This is a genomic window from Streptomyces sp. NPDC030183 (assembly GCF_055573455.1).
Window position 1 is genome coordinate 120,107 of the sequence record NZ_JBVIBK010000012.1, and the last position, 17,077, is coordinate 137,183.

Sequence of the window (17,077 nt, forward strand, 5' to 3'; positions counted from 1 at the left end):
GTCAGGCGAGGGTCACCTCGACCGGCAGCTTCTTGATGCCGTTGACGAAGTTGGAGCGCACGCGCGGGACGTCACCGGCGAGCCTGATGTCCGCGAGCCTCGGGATCAGCTCCTCGAACATGATGCGGATCTCGGTGCGGGCCAGCAGATTGCCGAGGCACAGGTGCGGGCTGCCCTTGCCGAAGGTGACGTGGTCGTTGTTCTGCCGGGCGACGTCGAGGTCGTACGGGTTGCCGAAGACCTCCTCGTCGCGGTTGCCGGAGGCGAACCACATGACGACCTTCTCGCCCTCCTTGATCTGCTTGCCGCCCAGTTCCACGTCCCGGGTCGCGGTGCGGCGGAAGTGGTAGACGGGCGAGGCCCAGCGCAGGAACTCCTCGACCGCCACCGGGATCAGCGACGGGTCCTCCTGGAGGCGGGCGAGCTGTTCGGGGTGCTGGAGCAGGGCCAGCATGGAGTGGGAGATGGTGTGGCGGGTGGTCTCGTTGCCGGCCACCACCAGCAGCAGGAAGTAGTTGTCGAAGTCCTGCGCGGAGAGCGGGATCCCGTCGCGCGGGGTGGTGTTGACCAGGCGGGACACCAGGTCGGTGCCGTCGCCGCCGCGCCGCTGCCGGGCCAGTTCGCGGCCGTACTCGAAGACCTCCACCGAGGCGGGCGAGCGGAACGGCAGGTGGCGGTACTTCTCGCTCTCCTCGCTGTGCAGCAGGACGTCCGCGTAGTCGGGGTCGGTGTTGCCGATGATGCGGTTGCCCCAGTCGATGAGCTTCTGGTTGTCCTCCGGGGGTACGTCCAGCAGCCGGGCGAGGACGTTGATGGGGAAGTCGGCGGAGACGTCGGCGACGAAGTCGAAGGTGCCCTTGGCCAGGGCCGCGTCCAGCGTGGTGGCGGTCAGACCGCGCAGGAAGTCGGTGTAGCCGTTGATCACGCCCGCGCCGAACTGCCGCTGGATCACGCTGCGCAGCGCGCGGTGGCGCACACCGTCCATCTCCAGGATGGAGGCCCGGGTCCTGATCTGGTCGTCGTCGACCTCCTCCAGGTTGACGAACCTGGTCGAGGTGAAGGTCTCGGCGTCCCGGTCGACACGGGCGATGTCGGCGTGCCGGGTGACGGCCCAGAAGCCGGAGTTCGGGGCGTCCTCGGGCTGCCAGTGCACCGGGTCCTCGTGCCGCAGGGTGTGGAACATCCGCCAGGGCGTGATGCCGTCGGTGAAGTGGTCGAGGTCGGTGAGGTCCACGTCGGCCAGCGGCAGGGGCTCCCGCACGGCCTCGCTGACGGAGGGGAGGTGGGCGGAGGTGGTCATGGTCTTCGTTCTCCTGGACGTCACAGGTGGTAGGCGTACTCGGTGAACTCCCAGTCGGTGACGTGCCGGTGGAAGCGTTCGACCTCGTTCCGCTTGTAGCCGAGGTACGAGGTGGTGAAGTCCTTGCCCAGGACCTCGGTGAGGGCGGTGTCCGCCTCCAGCGCGTCGAGGGCGTCGGACAGGTTCAGGGGAAGCACGGCCGAGCGGGCGGTGTCGTAGCCGTAGCCCTCCAGCGGGGCGGGGGGTTCCTCGCCCGCCCTCACCCCGAGGAGCGCGGCGGCGATCGTGCCGGCGATCAGCAGGTACGGGTTGGCGCCGGCGTCGCCGAGGCGCAGTTCGAGGCGGGCGCCGGAGCCGCGCTCGGGCGGGACGCGGACCATGGCGCTGCGGTTGTCGAGCCCCCAGTCGATCAGCCAGGGCGCCAGGGTGTCGGGCCCGAAGCGCTTGTAGGAGTTGACCGTCGGGTTGGCGAGGGCGGCGAGGGCCGGGGCGTGGGCGAGGACGCCGGCGATGGCGTGCCGGGCGGTGGCGGACAGGCCGTGTGCGCCGGACGGGTCGTCGAAGGCGTTCCTGCCCTGCTCGTCGTCGCAGGACAGATGGAGGTGGAAGCCGGAGCCGCCGGCGTCGTTGAACGGCTTGGCCATGAAGGTGGCGAGCCGGCCCTCCTTGCGGGCCAGCTCCTTGACGGCGGCCTTGAAGCGGAAGGACCGGTCGGCGGCCGACAGCGCCTCGGAGTGGTCGAGGTTGATCTCGAACTGCCCGCCGTCGAACTCGTGGTTGCCGTTGGTGACACCGATCCGCAGGTCACGGAGGTGGCGCAGGGTGCGCAGCAGATGGTTGTCGGGGTCGGCGCGCAGGCCGGCGGTGTAGACGACGCCGTCCGCGCCCGAGTAGCGCTTCCAGCCGCTCGGGGACGCGGGGTCCTCGTCGCACAGGAAGTACTCCAGCTCGGGTCCGACGATCGGTGTCAGGCCCTGTTCGGCGCAGCCGGCGAGCACGGTGCGCAGCAGGTCGCGGGGCGACTCGGGCGCGGGTGACCCGGTGGCCGGGTCGACGGTCTCCCCGAGGCAGGCGGCGACGCCGGGCTCCCACGGCAGGGGGACCAGGGTGTCGAGGTCCGGTCGTACGTGGATGTCGGGCAGTCCCGCGTCGAGACCTCCGGGCACCGGGACGACGTCCCCCCGGGGGGAGGTGTGGTAGACGGCCCGGCAGAAGGTGAGGCCGTGGGCGCAGGCCGTGGGGAGGCTGTCGAGCAGGACGTCACGGGCGCGGTCGGTGCCGATGAGATCGGGGTAGGTCACGCGGACCACGTCGATGCCCTCGGCGGCGAGCCGCTCCTGATGCTGACGGACGTCCGGTGTTGGGGTTGCGCTCACCGTTGTCTCCTCGGCGGCAGGCAAATGTTTGAGGCCAAACGATAGGAACGCGGCCATCGGCCCGCAAGGGTCCGGGGCCAAAAAATTATCCACCTGGACAGGTATTGACCAGGGGCGTGCGGCTTCCTATGTTGTTTGGAGCCAAATGACCCGAGGAGGACCGGCCATGAAGGTCGTCGTCGACATGAACAAGTGCCAGGACCACGGCCAGTGCGTTTTCGCGGCTCCCGAGGTCTTCCGGCTGGACGGGAACGGGCGGCTGGCCTACGTCGCCGACCCCGACGACGCGCTGCTCGACGAGGTCGAGGAAGCCGCCGACGTCTGTCCGCTCCAGGCCATCCGGATCGAGGTCTGACCATGGCTCCCACCAGCGCACGCGTCGTCGTGGCCGGCGCCTCCATGGCCGGTCTGCGCGCCGCCGAGCAGCTGCGCGCGGCCGGCTTCACCGGGGCGATCACGCTCGTCGGCGACGAGCCCCACATGCCGTACAACCGGCCCCCGCTCTCCAAGGAGGTGCTGGCCGGGAAGGCGCCCTTCGAGTCGCTCGCCCTCCGGCCCCGCGCGAGCGTGGCCGACGCCGAGTGGCGCCTCGGCACCAGGGTCGTCGCGTCCCGCCTCGCCGAACGGACCGTCGTCCTCGACGACGGCTCGGAGCTGGCGTACGACGGTCTGGTCGTCGCCACGGGGACGCGGCCTCGGCGGCTGCGCTGCCCCGGTCCCCTGGCCGGACGCCACACGGTCCGCACCCTGGCCGACGCGCGGGGCCTGCGGGCGGAGCTGACCCGGCCCGGTGCCCGGGTGGTCGTCGTCGGCGCCGGGTTCATCGGCTGCGAGGTGGCCGCGACCGCCGTGGGCCTCGGTGTCGCCGAGGTGACCGTCGTCGATCCGCTGCCGCTGCCCATGGTCGGCCCGCTCGGCGAGCTGCTCGGCCGCGCGCTGCTCGCCCGGCACGAGGAGCGCGGGGTGCGCTTCGCCCTCGGCACCGGGGTCGCCGGCTTCACGGGCGAGGACCGCGTCACCGGGGTGGTCCTCGACGACGGGACCGTACTGCCCGCCGATGTGGTGGTGGAGTCGGTCGGCTCGCTCGCCAACACCGAGTGGCTGGGCGGCAACGGCCTCGACCTGACCGACGGGGCGCTCACCGACGAGCACCTTCGCGTCGGCGGACGGCCCGAGGTCGTCGCGGTGGGCGATGTGGCGCGCTTCCCCAACGCCCGCTACGACGGTGTACCGCGCCGGGTCGAGCACTGGTGCATCCCCACGGACACCGCCAAGCACGCGGCCAAGGTGCTCACCGGCGCCGAGCCCGCGCCGTTCGCGCCGCTGCCCACCTTCTGGAGCGACCAGCACGACTTCCGGCTCCAGTCCTTCGGCGCCCCCGCCCTCGGCAAGGACGACGTACGCGTCCTGGAGGGCGACCCGGCCGGGGACGTCCTGGTCGGCTACCACCGCGACGACCGGCTGGTCGGTGTCGTGGCGCTCGGCGGCCCGGCCGTCGCGTCGGCCGCCGCCCGCCACCGCGCCGACCTCCTGAAGCAGCCCGCCCTCACCGCGTAAGGAACCGCCTCACCATGACCACCGTCCGTGGCTTCCTCCACCCCAAGACGGCGACGGGCTCCTCGTCGCTGATCCCCTCCCCGCCCTGGCGCTACTCGGGCGACCTGCTCACCGTCGAGTACCGCACCGACCCGGCACGCGTGCGTGAACTGCTTCCCGAGCCGCTGGAACCCGCCGACGAGGATCCCGGCGCGGTCGCGCTGATCTGGGCGGACTGGCAGTCCTGCTCGGCGTCCGGCAGGGAGCTGCTCGATCCGGTGCTCTCCCAGTACAAGGAGGCGTTCGCGGTCGTCCGCTGCAAGTACAAGGGGCAGACGTACTCGCGGTGCGTGTACATCTGGGTCGACAAGGACTTCGCGATCGCGCGCGGACTGCACCAGGGCTACCCGAAGAAGCTCGGGTCCATCCACCAGACGCGGCCCCACCCGTACGGGCCCGCCCCACGGATCGAGGCGGGGGCCCGCTTCGGGGCGACCCTCGCCGCGGCGGACCGGCGGCTCGCGCAGGCGGTGGTGACGCTGCGGGAGCCGTCGGAGACGAACGGGTTCGTCAACGGGCACCCCATGGCCCACCACCGGTGGCTGCCGTCGATCGAGAAGGGCAAGGGGCTGGCGCTGGACGAGCTGGTCGAGTCCGGCGCGGCCTCCTTCGAGGGCGGGCAGCCCTGGGTCGGTGACGCGGAGCTGGAGCTGTTCGAGGCGCCCACGGAGGAGTTGGCGCGGCTGACGGTGGAGGAGCCGATCGCCGCGTACTACCGCCAGGTCGGCGTGGTGTGGGACGGCGGGCGCCTGCTGGAGTCCGGGACGTCCGAGGCGGCCGCCGCATGAGATCCGCACCGTCCCCCGCTGGAAAGGAAGCCCCTCTCATGTCTGACACGATCGTCGTCGGCGGTGTTCCCGTCGACACCCGGCACTGGATCGGGGGCGAACGGGTCGCCTCCACCGACACGTTCACCGACCACTCCCCCGTCGACGGCGCCGCCCTCGGTGAGATCGCCCGGGGCGGGCCCGCCGAGGCCGCCGCCGCCGTCGCCGCCGCGAAGGCCGCGTTCCCCGGGTGGGCCGCCACCTCGCGGGCCGAGCGCGCGCGGATCCTGCACGCCGTCGCCGACGGTGTGGAGAAGCGTCTGGAGGAGCTGGCCGTCGTCGAGACCACCGACAACGGCGCCCTGCTGCGGTCGCACCGGCGCGGGGTGATGCCCCGGGTGGCGCACAACTTCCGGTTCTTCGCGGACTGGCTGCTCCGGCTGGAGCACGAGGACTTCGAGACGCGCGGGCACACGAACCACGTGTCGTGGGACCCCGCCGGCCCCTGCGTGCTGATCACCCCGTGGAACGCCCCGCTGATGCTCGCCACCTGGAAGGTCGCCCCGGCGCTCGCCGCCGGCAACACGGTGGTGCTGAAACCCGCCGAGTGGTCGCCGCTGACGGCCTCCCTGCTCGCCGACATCGCCGCCGAGGCGGGGCTGCCGGCCGGCGTGCTGAACGTGGTGCAGGGCTACGGCGCCGAGATCGGCGACGCCCTCACCTCGCATCCGGACGTGCGCCGCGTCAGCTTCACCGGATCGGTGCCCACGGCCCGGCGGATCGCCGCGTCGGCCGCCGCCCACCTCACCCCGCTCAGCCTCGAACTCGGCGGCAAGTCACCGCTGCTGGTGTTCGCCGACGCCGACCTCGACCTCGCCGTCGACCTCGCGGTGGAGCAGTACGACAACGCCGGTCAGGTGTGTCTGGCCGCCACCCGCCTCCTCGTCGAGGAGTCGGTCGCCGAGGAGTTCACGCGGCGGTTCGTCGAGAAGGCGGGTGCGCTGAAGCAGGGCGATCCCCGGGACGAGACCACCGACATCGGGCCCAGCATCCACCCCCGGCAGCTGGAGAAGATCGACGGGTTCGTCCAGCGGGCCCTGGCGGCCGGGGCGCGGGCGGTCATCGGCGGGCACCGGAAGCAGGGGCAGTACTACGCGCCGACCCTGCTCACGGAGGTGGCCCAGGACTGGGAGATCGTGCAGGAGGAGGTCTTCGGGCCGGTCCTCACCCTCCAGACCTTCGCCGACGAGGACGAGGCCGTCCGACTCGCCAACGACACCCGCTTCGGGCTGGCCGCCACCCTCGCCACCGGCGATCCGGCCCGCGCCGAGCGGGTCACCGCACGGCTGGTCGCGGGCACGGTCTGGGTCAACTGCTTCTTCGTACGCGACCTCCGGGCGCCCTTCGGCGGCTCCCGCCAGTCCGGGGTGGGCCGCGAGGGCGGCACCTGGAGCTTCGACTTCTACTGCGACCTGAAGAACACGGTCACCGCACCGAACGGATGGAACAACCATGGGTGAGATCGTCGGGGCGGGCCTCCTCGCCCACGTCCCCACCATCGTGCTGCCGAAGGAGGACCGGCTGGAGCTCAACGAGGGCAAGGAGATCACCCTCGTCACCGGCCTGCAGCAGCTCCGCGCGGACGTCTTCGAGCGGGACGACTACGACACCGTCGTGGTCCTCGACTCGCACTGGGCGACCACCGTCGAGTTCGTGGTGACCGCGCAGCGGCGGCGGGCGGGGCTGTTCACCTCCGAGGAACTGCCGCGCGGTATGTGCCGGATGCCGTACGACTTCCCCGGCGACCCCGAACTCGCCTACCACATCGAGAAGTTCGCGGACAAGCACGGCACCTGGATCACCGCGATCGACGACGAGTACCTGCCGATCTACTACGCCACCGTCAACCTGTGGAAGTTCCTCGGCGAAGGGCTGCCCGACAAGCGCTGGGTGACCATCGGGGTCTGCCAGACCGGCGACATGGAGGACCATCTGCGGCTGGGGCGGGCGCTCGCCGACGGCATCGCCGCCACCCCGGGCCGCCGGGTGCTGCTGATCGCCTCGGGCGCCCTCTCGCACACGTTCTGGCCGCTCAGGGAGTTGCGCGACCACGAGTCCAGCGACCCGGCACACATCTTCACCCCGCAGGCGCGGGCGGCCGACGAGGAGCGGATCGCCTGGTTCAAGGAGGGACGCCACGACCGAGTCCTCGACACCATGGACGAGTTCTGGAAGTACAGGCCGGAGGCGAAGTTCTTCCACTACCTGATGATGGCCGGCGCCCTCGGCGAGCGGGCTTGCGCGGCCAGGGCCCGGCAGTACGGCGAGTACGAGAACTCCGTCGGCACCGGTCAGGTCCACCTCTGGTTCGACCGGCCCGCCGACGGCTGGACCGCGTCCCACACCCCCGTACAGGAGTCCGCCCATGCCTGAGTACCGCCGCGTCCTGCTCGACGGCGCCACCGTCCAGGTCACCGTCGACGGTGACGAACTGGTCGCCGGGGACGGCCGCCGCGTCAAGGCCGACGGGGCGCACCACCTGCCCCCGGTCGTGCCCTCGAAGGTGATCGCCGTCCACCTCAACCACCGCAGCCGCGTCGACGAGTTCGGGATCGAGCTGCCGGCGACACCCACGTACTTCCACAAGCCGACCTCCGCCCTCAACGCCCACCAGGGCGCGATCGTCCGCCCCGAGGGCTGCAAGTGGCTCAACTACGAGGGCGAGGTCGCCATCGTCATCGGGCGGACGGCGCGGAACATCTCCCCGGACGAGGCCGGCGCGTACATCGCCGGCTACACCGTCGCCAACGACTACGGGCTGCACGACTTCCGTGACACCGACGCCGGCTCCATGCTCCGGGTGAAGGGCTCCGACACCCTGTGCCCGCTCGGTCCGGGACTGGTCACCGACTGGGACTTCCGCGGCAAGAGCCTGCGGACGTACGTCAACGGCGAGGTCGTGCAGGACGGTTCGACCGACGAGATGCAGTGGGACATGCACTACCTCGTCGCCGACATCGCCCGCACCATCACCCTGTACCCGGGCGACGTCCTGCTGTCGGGGACACCGGCCAACTCCCGGCCCGTTCAGCCCGGTGACGTCGTCGAGGTCGAGGTGGAGGGCCTCGGACGGCTCACCAACCACATCGTCACCGGTCCCACGCCGATCCGTACCGATGTCGGCGCGCAGCCCACCGAGTCCGAGGAGGTGCTGTCCACGGCGCTCGGCGGCGACTGGGAGTTCCGCGGGATCCGCCCGCCCCGGCGCTGACGCCCTTCGCCGAAGGCGCCGGAACCCTACGGGTAGGGTCACCGGCATGACCGATTCCGCCGACGCGCCCAAGAGCCGGAAGCCACGCAAGCGCCTGCACTACGGCGAGGGGCGGGAGGCCCTGTTGAACGCCGCCGTACGGGTGGTGGCGCGGGGCGGACTGCGCAAGCTCACCTACCGGGCCGTCGCGGAGGAGGCCGGGGTCACCCACGGTCTCGTCGTCCACCACTTCGGTTCGCGGGACGCGCTGATCGAGGAGGCCCTCGCCCACACCATCCGCACGTCGCTGAGCGTCAGCGCGCTCGAACCGGGCACCGGCAAGGTCTCCGACTTCTCGACGGGTCTGTCGGAGATGGTCACGGCGGACCCCGGCAGGCAGGCGTTCCAGTACGAGCTGCTGCTGGAGTCGCGCCGCAGCCCGGAGCTGCTGCCGCAGATCCGGGCGCTGTACGACGAGTACTTCGACGCCACCCGGCGCGAGCTGGACCGGATGCTGCCGGCCGGCACGGACCGGGCGCTGACCCGCCTGGTGTTCGCCGCGCTCGACGGTCTGGTGCTGCACCAGCTGGTGCTGGGCGAACCGGAGGTCACGGACGCCGCCCTGGAGCGGCTGCGCGCCCTGCTGCGGCTCCTCGAAGCCGACGGCGACGACCGCCGCGCCGACACCGGGGACGCCCAGGAGTAGGGCTCCCACCTGCGCTTTCCGAGGCCCCGGACGCCGAGTGTCCGGGGCCTCGGCATGTTCTGGACCGACGATCAGGGGTGGGCGCGAGGGGGCTGTCCACCCCTTGGAAAATCTTGCCCCCGCCCCCTTGTCAAACGGATAGTTCAAGCCCACGATGAGGCAACTCGTTTGGCCCAAAACGAATCCATCCCTCCCCGTCCCCGACAGGTGATCCGAGTGGACAGTCAGACGGCGGTCGCCCCGCACAGCACCCAAGGTTCCTCCCCGGCAGGCAGGCTCAAGCCCGATTCCCTCGGCGTCCTGGGCATCCTCTTCTTCGTCCTTTCCGCCCAGGCCCCGCTGACCGGCATCGCCGGTGCCGTGCCGATCGCCGTCGTCATCGGCAACGGGACCGGCGCCCCCGCCGCGTACGTCGCCGCCGGTGTGGTGGTCCTGCTGTTCTCCATCGGCTTCGTCGCCATGGGCCGCCACGTCGTGGACGCCGGCGCCTTCTACACGTACATAGGCAAGGGGCTCGGCAGGTCGACGGGCTCCGGCAGCGCCGGGGTCGCCCTCTTCGCGTACTGCGCGATCCAGGCCGCGATGTACGGGCTGTACGGCGCGACGATGAGCGGCCTGGTGGAGCACTACACCGGCGTGCGTGTCGCCTGGTGGGTCTGGGCGCTGGTCACCATGGCGGTCGTCCAGGTGCTGGGCGCCGCCGGGATCGAGATGGGCGCCAAGGTGCTCGCCGTGTTCGTCCTCGCGGAGTTCAGCATCCTCATCGCCTTCGCCCTGGTCACCTTCTTCAAGGGCGGGGGCCCGGAGGGTCTCGGCTTCGCCGACAGCTTCTCGCCGGAGGCGGCGCTCCAGGGCGCCCCCGGTGTGGCCCTGATGTTCGCGGTGGCGTCGATGTTCGGCTTCGAGGCCACCGCCATCTACGGCGAGGAGGCGCGGGACCCGAAGAGAACCGTCCCCCGGGCCACCTATGTGTCGGTCGCCGTCATCACCTGCTTCTTCGCCTTCACGTCCTGGATGCTGGTCTCCGCGCACGGCGCGTCGCGGGCGACGGCCGAGGCGGGCAAGGCGCTGGAGAGCGGCGACGCCGCGTCCTGGGTGTTCGCCCCGATCGCGGACCTGTTCGGCGCGTGGACCGGCGACGTCCTGCCGATCCTGCTGGCCACCTCACTGTTCGCGGGCATCCTCGCCTTCCACAACTCCGCCAACCGCTATCTGTTCTCCCTGGGCCGCGAGGGTCTGCTGCCGCAGGGTCTGACCGCGCTCAACAGTTGCCACTCCCCCTGGGTGGCCGGCACCGTCCAGACCGCGATCGCGGCGGCCCTCGTCGTCCCGTTCGCGCTTCTCGGCAAGGACCCGGTGCTGACGCTGTTCTCCTGGTTCAGCGGGGTCGCCGTCCTCGCGATCATGCTCCTGTACTTCCTGACCTCGGTCTCCGTGGTCGTCTTCTTCCGCCGCTCACGCGCCGATACCCGGCCCTGGAACACGCTCATCGCCCCCGTGCTGGGCGCGCTCGGTATCGCCGCCGCGATCTGGCTGATCATCGAGAACTTCACCACGCTGATCGGCGGCGACCGCGCCACCGCCGTCTGGCTCCAACTGACCGTGCCCGTCGTCCTGGTCCTGGGACTCGCCGCGGCCCGGCTGACCCGGCGGGACCACACCGCCGGCAGATGAATCCGGCCTCCCGCCCCGCGGCCCACGGCGGCGCCACTCCCCTGGTGCCGTCGTCGGCCCGCTCCCGTCGATCCGCTCCGCCGCACATCCCTTCAGAGCCCCCGCCGCACATCCCTTCAGAAGAGGAGAGCCGATGCCGGCCCTCACCCACGACGACCTCCTGCGCAGCGCCAAGGACCTGGACCTGCCCGCCCACCACCACATCGACGGGGCGGACGAGCCGGGCGGGGGCACCGCGTTCACGGTCGTCTCGCCCCGCGACGGACAGGTTCTCCGGGAGGTCGCCGACGCCCGCCCCGCCGAGGTCGATCTGGCCGTGGCCGCCGCGCGCCGCGCCTTCGACTCCGGGCCCTGGCCCCGGCTGGCCCCCGCCGACCGCGGCCGGATCCTGCTGCGTACCGCCGAACTCCTCGAAGAGCACCGGGAGAAGCTGGCCCTCACCGTCAGCCTGGAGATGGGCAAGCCGATCACGGACGCGTACTCGATCGAACTGCGGGCCGCGATCAACACGTTCCGCTGGTACGGGCAACTGGCCGACAAGCTCACCGACGAGTCCCCGCACACCGCCCCGGACGCCCTCGCCCTGATCACCAGGGAACCGGCGGGTGTCGTCGGCGCCGTCGTCCCCTGGAACTTCCCACTGACGCTGGCCGCCTGGAAGGTGGCCCCGGCACTGGCCGCCGGCTGCACGGTCGTCCTGAAGCCGTCGGAGAACTCGCCCCTGTCCGCGCTGCTCCTCGGCCGGATCGCCACCGAGGCCGGGCTGCCACCCGGTGTCCTCAACGTCGTCACCGGTGACGGCCCGGTCGCCGGGCGGGCCCTCGGGCTGCACCCGGACGTGGACGTGCTGGCGTTCACCGGATCCACCGCGGTCGGCCGCCACTTCCTGCGGTACGCCGCCGACTCCAACCTCAAGCGGGTCTGGCTGGAACTGGGCGGGAAGTCGCCGAACATCATCCTGCCCGACGCCCCCGACCTGGAGAAGGCCGCCGCCACCGCCGCCTGGGGCATCTTCTTCAACCAGGGCGAGATGTGCACCGCCCCCTCCCGGCTGCTGGTGCACGCCTCCGTGGCCGAGCGCGTCACCGAGGCGATCGTGACCCGCGCCCGGGACCTGCGCGTCGGCGACCCCCTCGACCCGGCGACCGAGATGGGCGCCCTGGTCGGCGAGGCCCATCTGGAGCGCGTACTCGGCCACGTGGACACCGGCCGCCAGGAAGGGGCGCGGCTGCTCACCGGTGGCGAACGCACCCTGGCCGCCACCGGCGGCAGCTATCTGCTGCCCACCGTCTTCGACCGGGTGGACCCGGGCATGCGCCTGGCCCGCGAGGAGATCTTCGGCCCGGTCCTGTCCGTCCTGACCTTCGACGACCTGGACGAGGCGGTACGCCTGGCCAACGCCACCGAGTACGGCCTCGCCGCCGGCCTGTGGACCTCCGACCTGTCCACCGCCCACCAGGTCTCGCGGGCGCTCAGGGCCGGGACGGTCTGGGTCAACTGCTACGAGGAGGGCGACCTCACCGTGCCCTTCGGCGGGATGAAGCAGTCGGGCAACGGCCGGGACAAGTCCGCGCACGCCATCGAGAAGTACAACGAACTGAAGACCACCTGGATCCAGCTGTGACGGCCCCCGCACGACCACTGATCGCGATCCCCGCCCGCTTCTCCGCCACCACGTCCGCGCTCCGCTACGCCGCCGAGGTCAACGCCCGCGCCCTGGTCGAGGCGGTGTGGCGGGCCGGCGGCGAGCCGGTGAGTGTCCACCCCGCCGCCGGGGACGTGGCCGCCCGCCTCGCCCGCTTCGACGGTGTCCTGCTGCCCGGCGGCGGCGACCTCGCCCCCCACCGCTACGGCGCGGCCGACACCCACGACACCGTCTACGACGTGGACGAGACACAGGACGCCTTCGACCTCGCTCTCGCCCGGGAGACGCTCGCCCTGGGGCTGCCGCTGCTGGCGGTCTGCCGGGGCCTGCAGGTCGTCAACGTGGCCCTCGGCGGCACCCTGGAGCAGGACATGGGCGGCCCGGGGCGCGAGCACCGGCACGTCGTGCACCCCGTCACCCTGCGCCCGGCGTCGGAGCTGGCGCGGGCGACGGGAGCCGAGAAGGTCGACGCGTCCTGCTACCACCACCAGCGTGTCGACCGGCTCGGCGCGGGTCTCCAGGTGACGGCCACGGCGGTGGACGGCACCGTGGAGGGGCTCGAACTGCCGGATGCGCGTGGCTGGTTCACGGCCGTCCAGTGGCATCCGGAGGACACCGCCGCCGACGACCCGGCCCAGCAGAACCTCTTCGACGCCCTCGTCCGTGCCGCCCGGAACACCGTGCCGCCCGGGACACGGGCTGAGCGGCGGGTTCAGGGCAGCGGGGCGAAGCGGAGCATTTCGTCGCCGCCCGGCTGCACCACGCCGTAGCTGCTCTCCGGGACCTCGTTCCAGGCGCCGGGCAGATCACCCAGGGGCTCGGACACGACCAGCCGGGTGTCGTCGGAGATCCCGCGCAGGAAGGCCACGTCGGGGTGGAGCGACCGGAGCGTCTCCACGTCGGTGCTGTAGTACAGCGAGCGGGAGGCGCCCTGGCTGGAGTAGCGGAAGGCCCACAGCCGCCGCCCCTCGGTGACGGCGACCGTCATCTGGAGCGGGAACTCCACCCCGTGGTCGCGGCCGACCCGCTCCACCAGGCCCGCCATCCGGGCGACGGCGCCCGGCGGGTCCTGTTCCAGGCCGAAGGTGAGCGCCAGGTAGAACATCATCTCGGAGTCCGTCGACCCCTCCATGTCGAGGAAGAGCTCCGGGTCCACGACGAGCGCGAGGTCCCGGCGCATGCGGTGGAACTCGGCGATCGCGCCGTTGTGCATCCACATCCAGCGGCCGTGCCGGAACGGATGGCAGTTGGTCTGCTGCACCGCCGTGCCGGTGGTCGCCCGGATGTGGGCGAAGAACAGCGGGGACTGGACGTGGTCGGCGATCTCCCGCAGATTCCGGTTGCTCCAAGCCGGTCCGACGTCCCGGAAGATGGCCGGTGTGTCGTCGGTGTGCGGCGACGTGTCGTACCAGCCGACGCCGAATCCGTCACCGTTGGTCGTCTCCACACCCATCCGCGCGTGCAGACTCTGGTCGATCAGCGAGTGCGCGGGCCGGTACAGGATGGTGTCGAGCAGCACGGGTGTCCCCGAGTAGGCAAGCCACCGGCACATGGATCTCCGCCTTTCTGGCGTTCCGGGCGTGGCGAGGGGCGGTTCGCGGAGGCCTGCCGTGGCCCCGAGGGGGTCTCGCGGGCCGACGGTCATGAGTGGGCCGGCGGGGCCCTGACCGGTGTGCTTCCCGGCCAGGTCCCCCCTCGGGCCGCTGGCCGGCGGGACCGGCCGGTCTCCTCGACGCGGAGCCACGGCCGTTCCTGCCGTGCCCTTCCCCACCTCCTCCTCTCACATGTCGCTCGACGTGAGGGAGTCGTCCCTGCGCACCACGCACAGGGCCCAGATGACGAACCCGGACAGCGCGATCATCACGATCGACCACGCCGGGTAGTACGGCAGCGAGAGGAAGTTCGCGATGATGATGAGCGAGGCGATCCCCACGCCCGCGACGCGAGCCCACGTGGACGTCTGGAACAGGCCGGCACTCACGATCAGGGCGACGGCCCCCAGGATCAGGTGGATCCAGCCCCAGCTGGTGAGGTCGAACTCGTAGACGTAGTTGCGGGTGGCGACGAAGACGTCGTCCTCGGCGATCGCCGAGATGCCGCGCAGGACGTCGAGGACACCTGCGATCAGGAGCATGACGGCGGCGAACGCCGTCAGTCCGGCGGCCCATCCCTGCTTGGCGGAGTGCTCGCGCGTGGGGCGGGTGTGGTGTGTGGTTGCCATTCTGCTGCCTCGTTTCGTGTCGGCTCCGGGCGCGGTCGGCGACCGGAGGAGTGGGGGGACGTGAGTCAGCGTTCGGGGGTGCCCGAGCCGCTCAGCACCAGTTCCTTGGCCCGGCGGAACTCGTCGTCGGTGATGTCACCGCGGGCGCGGATCTCGGACAGCCGGGTGAGTTCGTCGACGCTGGTGGACCGGCCACCGGCGCCGGCGGCGGTCTCACGGACGTAGCTGTCGAACGCCTGCTGCTGGGCCCGTGCCTGCGCCACCTCGCGGCGTCCCATGTCCTTGCCACGGGCGACCACGTAGACGAAGACGCCCAGGAAGGGCAGGACGATGGCGAACACCAGCCAGCCCGCCTTGGCCCAGCCGCTGAGTTCGTCGTCACGGAAGATGTCGGCGATGACCCGGAACAGCAGGACGAACCACATGATCCACAGGAAGAACACCAGCATCGTCCAGAAGGCGCTCAGCAGTGGATAGTCGTACGCGAGATAGGTCGGCCCGCTCATGTCACTCCTCCGTCCTGCCTGTGCCGGGCAGTCATGCCTGGCCTTGCCCCCTCAGCGTGCGCACGATGGGGACGGCGCGTCCTCACCCGAGAAGGGTGAAGCCGCGTCGCCGGACCGGACCGGTGGCCCACCGGCTCACTCCTGGTCCGGGGCCCGGCGGCGCGGGAGGCCGGCCGCCCGGTACCAGGCGCTGGACGCGACCACCGGGCCCAGGGCCAGACCGGACACGGCGACCAGGAAGACCGCGATCAGCCAGGACATGAACGTGAAGACCGGTCCGAGCGGACCGAACTCCTCCAGGCTGCGCAGCATGGCCGCCGGCATGAACAGACGGGCCGCCCAGCTCAGCACCACCGTGCCCGTGCCCGCCAGCACGGCTCCGGGGAGCAGGTCCCGCCAGCCCACGCGTCCGCCCAGCAGCAGGTGCTGGGACCACCACCACAGCAGCGGCGCCGACACCAGGGAGAGGACCAGCCCCGTCACGGCGCCCAGACCGAAGCCGCCGCGCAGCGGGGCCTGGAACAGCAGGACGCCCAGCCAGACCACGAGCCAGAGCAGCCAGTGCCAGACCGTCGCCGCCCTCAGGGGCGCCCGCGGCAGGTGCCAGCACCGCTCGCACACCGCCTGGAGCGCCCGGCTGAAGGCCGTGGCGGAGAGGAGCGTGATCAACACCCCGACGGCGCCCACGCTGTCCCGGGTCGCGCCGGTCGCGGCGAAGGCCCGGCGCATCTCGTCGAGGGTGTCACCGCGGATCCCGAGGACCGCGCGGAGTGAATCGACGAGCAGTTCCTGCACCGCCCCGGGCGCGAACGCCGCCACCGTCATCAGCAGGGGGAGCGCCGTGACGAATGCCTGGGCGGCCAGCCGCACGGCGCCCTCCACCACGTTCAGGGCCGACAGGTGCGGCAGAAGCGGCAGAAGCCGGGCGGCGGTGCCCGCACGCAGCCCGGCCGCGACCCGTTCGGCCCTGCCGCGGCGGGTGGGATCACCCGGGGCACGCCGTCTGGCCATGACTCACGAAGCCGCCCGCTCCGGGCCCGCCGGGTCGGGAGCGGGGTCCGGGTCGGGGTCCGGGTCCGGGCCGCTGGGATCGTGAGCAGCGGAATCCGGGACGGCCGGCCGTCCGGAGAGCGACGCGGTGTCGTGCGGCGCGGTCATGGAGGTCCTCCTCGCACTGTCACGCGGGGCGTTTCACGCGCCCGTGGTCACGGGGTGGCCGCCCCGGCCAGGGTCCCCCGTTCGGCCGACCGCCGGGTCACCCGCGGCGGGTGACCCGACCGGCGTGACGGCCGGCCGAGGAATCGGCGGGCGGGGGCTCCCTCATGCCCACCGGCCGGCCGACGGGGGCGCGCACCGGCCGTACGGCGGAGAGGATGGAACCGAGATGAGTGATCCCCCTGAGACACGCGGAGACGACGGTCACGGCCGCGCGGGCGGCTCCCGCCGGGACCGTGAACGCCGTTTCCGACGGCGGGCGACGGCCGCGGCGGTCACCCGTACGGTGGTCGTCTCCGTCGGCCTGCTCTCCGCGTACTACCTGCTGCCGCTGGAGGAGTACCGCACCGGCGGCGCCCTGACCTTGATCGTGTGCGGTCTGCTCGTGGTCGTGCTGCTGTTCCTGTGGCAGGTCAGGGCCATCGCGCGCTCGCCGTATCCCCGGCTGCGGGCCGTCGAGTCCCTCACCGCGATCCTGGTCGTGTTCCTGGTGCTGTTCGCCACCACGTACTACTTGATGGACCGCACCACGCCGGGCTCCTTCAGCGAGCGTCTGACCAGGACGGACTCCCTGTACTTCACGCTGACCACGTTCACCACCGTCGGCTTCGGCGACATCACCGCCCGCTCGCAGACGGGGCGCGTGGCGACCATGATCCAGATGGTGGTGGGGTTCCTGATCCTGGGCGGCGCCGCGCGGGTGCTGACGACCGCGGTGCAGGTGGGGCTCCGCCGACGGGGCGACGAACCGCCCGCCTCGACATGAGGCCGTGCCCCACGAGGCCGGGCCGACCATGAGGCCGTGCACCATGAGGCCGGGC

Annotated in this window: 18 protein-coding genes; 11 read left to right on the top strand and 7 right to left on the bottom strand. The window is 71.8% G+C overall.

What is annotated here, in order from left to right:
* Nucleotide 1 precedes the first annotated feature (1 nt).
* Together ACZ4Z2_RS16695 and ACZ4Z2_RS16700 are read right to left on the bottom strand one after the other, a co-directional pair.
* On the bottom strand, nucleotides 2-1,300 hold the full coding sequence (locus tag ACZ4Z2_RS16695; RefSeq protein WP_468076578.1) for a cytochrome P450: 1,299 nt from the start codon (nucleotides 1,298-1,300) through the stop codon (nucleotides 2-4).
* 20 nt (nucleotides 1,301-1,320) lie between these two features.
* Nucleotides 1,321-2,676 (bottom strand): glutamine synthetase family protein, encoded by a 1,356-nt coding sequence (locus ACZ4Z2_RS16700; RefSeq protein ID WP_468076580.1) that lies wholly within the window; start codon nucleotides 2,674-2,676, stop codon nucleotides 1,321-1,323.
* Between the two features lie 166 nt (nucleotides 2,677-2,842).
* On the opposite strand from ACZ4Z2_RS16700, the gene ACZ4Z2_RS16705 reads away from it, so the two are divergent.
* The 10 genes from ACZ4Z2_RS16705 (at nucleotide 2,843) to ACZ4Z2_RS16750 (ending at nucleotide 13,084) form a co-directional block, all read left to right on the top strand.
* Nucleotides 2,843-3,031: a ferredoxin gene (locus tag ACZ4Z2_RS16705; RefSeq protein ID WP_468076582.1), complete on the top strand. Its 189-nt coding sequence runs from the start codon at nucleotides 2,843-2,845 to the stop codon at nucleotides 3,029-3,031.
* A 2-nt stretch (nucleotides 3,032-3,033) separates the two neighbouring features.
* On the top strand, nucleotides 3,034-4,233 hold the full coding sequence (locus ACZ4Z2_RS16710; RefSeq protein WP_468076584.1) for an NAD(P)/FAD-dependent oxidoreductase: 1,200 nt from the start codon (nucleotides 3,034-3,036) through the stop codon (nucleotides 4,231-4,233).
* A 14-nt stretch (nucleotides 4,234-4,247) separates the two neighbouring features.
* The gene (locus ACZ4Z2_RS16715; protein ID WP_468076586.1) at nucleotides 4,248-5,060 is read left to right on the top strand and encodes an acetoacetate decarboxylase family protein; all 813 of its coding nucleotides are present in this window, start codon (nucleotides 4,248-4,250) and stop codon (nucleotides 5,058-5,060) included.
* Nucleotides 5,061-5,098: 38 nt separating this feature from the next.
* Nucleotides 5,099-6,559 carry an aldehyde dehydrogenase gene (locus ACZ4Z2_RS16720; RefSeq protein WP_468076587.1) on the top strand — a complete coding sequence of 487 codons (1,461 nt, stop codon included), beginning with the start codon at nucleotides 5,099-5,101 and terminating at the stop codon, nucleotides 6,557-6,559.
* A complete protein-coding gene (locus ACZ4Z2_RS16725; RefSeq protein ID WP_468076589.1) occupies nucleotides 6,552-7,472 on the top strand; it encodes a 3,4-dihydroxyphenylacetate 2,3-dioxygenase in 921 nt (306 codons plus the stop codon). Before ACZ4Z2_RS16720 ends, ACZ4Z2_RS16725 begins: the two co-directional genes overlap by 8 nt.
* Nucleotides 7,465-8,310 (top strand): fumarylacetoacetate hydrolase family protein, encoded by an 846-nt coding sequence (locus ACZ4Z2_RS16730; protein ID WP_468076591.1) that lies wholly within the window; start codon nucleotides 7,465-7,467, stop codon nucleotides 8,308-8,310. The genes ACZ4Z2_RS16725 and ACZ4Z2_RS16730 overlap by 8 nt, the downstream gene beginning before the upstream one ends.
* A 46-nt stretch (nucleotides 8,311-8,356) precedes the next feature.
* Nucleotides 8,357-8,995 (top strand): TetR/AcrR family transcriptional regulator, encoded by a 639-nt coding sequence (locus tag ACZ4Z2_RS16735; RefSeq protein WP_468076593.1) that lies wholly within the window; start codon nucleotides 8,357-8,359, stop codon nucleotides 8,993-8,995.
* 216 nt (nucleotides 8,996-9,211) lie between these two features.
* Nucleotides 9,212-10,669, top strand: a complete 1,458-nt coding sequence (locus tag ACZ4Z2_RS16740) for an APC family permease (RefSeq protein WP_468076595.1) — start codon at nucleotides 9,212-9,214, stop codon at nucleotides 10,667-10,669.
* Between the two features lie 133 nt (nucleotides 10,670-10,802).
* Nucleotides 10,803-12,293, top strand: a complete 1,491-nt coding sequence (locus ACZ4Z2_RS16745; protein ID WP_468076597.1) for an aldehyde dehydrogenase — start codon at nucleotides 10,803-10,805, stop codon at nucleotides 12,291-12,293.
* Nucleotides 12,290-13,084 (top strand): gamma-glutamyl-gamma-aminobutyrate hydrolase family protein, encoded by a 795-nt coding sequence (locus tag ACZ4Z2_RS16750; RefSeq protein ID WP_468076599.1) that lies wholly within the window; start codon nucleotides 12,290-12,292, stop codon nucleotides 13,082-13,084. Before ACZ4Z2_RS16745 ends, ACZ4Z2_RS16750 begins: the two co-directional genes overlap by 4 nt.
* Here ACZ4Z2_RS16750 and ACZ4Z2_RS16755 read toward each other — a convergent pair.
* The 5 genes from ACZ4Z2_RS16755 to ACZ4Z2_RS16775 all read right to left on the bottom strand — a co-directional run bounded on the left by ACZ4Z2_RS16755 (nucleotide 13,027) and on the right by ACZ4Z2_RS16775 (nucleotide 16,199).
* Complete coding sequence (locus tag ACZ4Z2_RS16755; RefSeq protein ID WP_468076601.1) at nucleotides 13,027-13,866, bottom strand: class II glutamine amidotransferase; 840 nt, start codon at nucleotides 13,864-13,866, stop codon at nucleotides 13,027-13,029. The two genes, ACZ4Z2_RS16750 and ACZ4Z2_RS16755, sit on opposite strands and share 58 nt — an antisense overlap.
* Nucleotides 13,867-14,094: 228 nt before the next feature.
* Complete coding sequence (locus ACZ4Z2_RS16760; protein ID WP_468076603.1) at nucleotides 14,095-14,535, bottom strand: DUF7144 family membrane protein; 441 nt, start codon at nucleotides 14,533-14,535, stop codon at nucleotides 14,095-14,097.
* Between the two features lie 65 nt (nucleotides 14,536-14,600).
* Nucleotides 14,601-15,041, bottom strand: a complete 441-nt coding sequence (locus tag ACZ4Z2_RS16765) for an SHOCT domain-containing protein (RefSeq protein ID WP_468076605.1) — start codon at nucleotides 15,039-15,041, stop codon at nucleotides 14,601-14,603.
* 135 nt (nucleotides 15,042-15,176) lie between these two features.
* Nucleotides 15,177-16,052 (bottom strand): YhjD/YihY/BrkB family envelope integrity protein, encoded by an 876-nt coding sequence (locus tag ACZ4Z2_RS16770; protein ID WP_468076607.1) that lies wholly within the window; start codon nucleotides 16,050-16,052, stop codon nucleotides 15,177-15,179.
* 3 nt (nucleotides 16,053-16,055) lie between these two features.
* Complete coding sequence (locus tag ACZ4Z2_RS16775; protein WP_468076609.1) at nucleotides 16,056-16,199, bottom strand: hypothetical protein; 144 nt, start codon at nucleotides 16,197-16,199, stop codon at nucleotides 16,056-16,058.
* Nucleotides 16,200-16,425: 226 nt separating this feature from the next.
* On the opposite strand from ACZ4Z2_RS16775, the gene ACZ4Z2_RS16780 reads away from it, so the two are divergent.
* The gene (locus ACZ4Z2_RS16780) at nucleotides 16,426-17,022 is read left to right on the top strand and encodes a potassium channel family protein (RefSeq protein ID WP_468076611.1); all 597 of its coding nucleotides are present in this window, start codon (nucleotides 16,426-16,428) and stop codon (nucleotides 17,020-17,022) included.
* The last annotated feature ends 55 nt before the right edge of the window (nucleotides 17,023-17,077 follow it).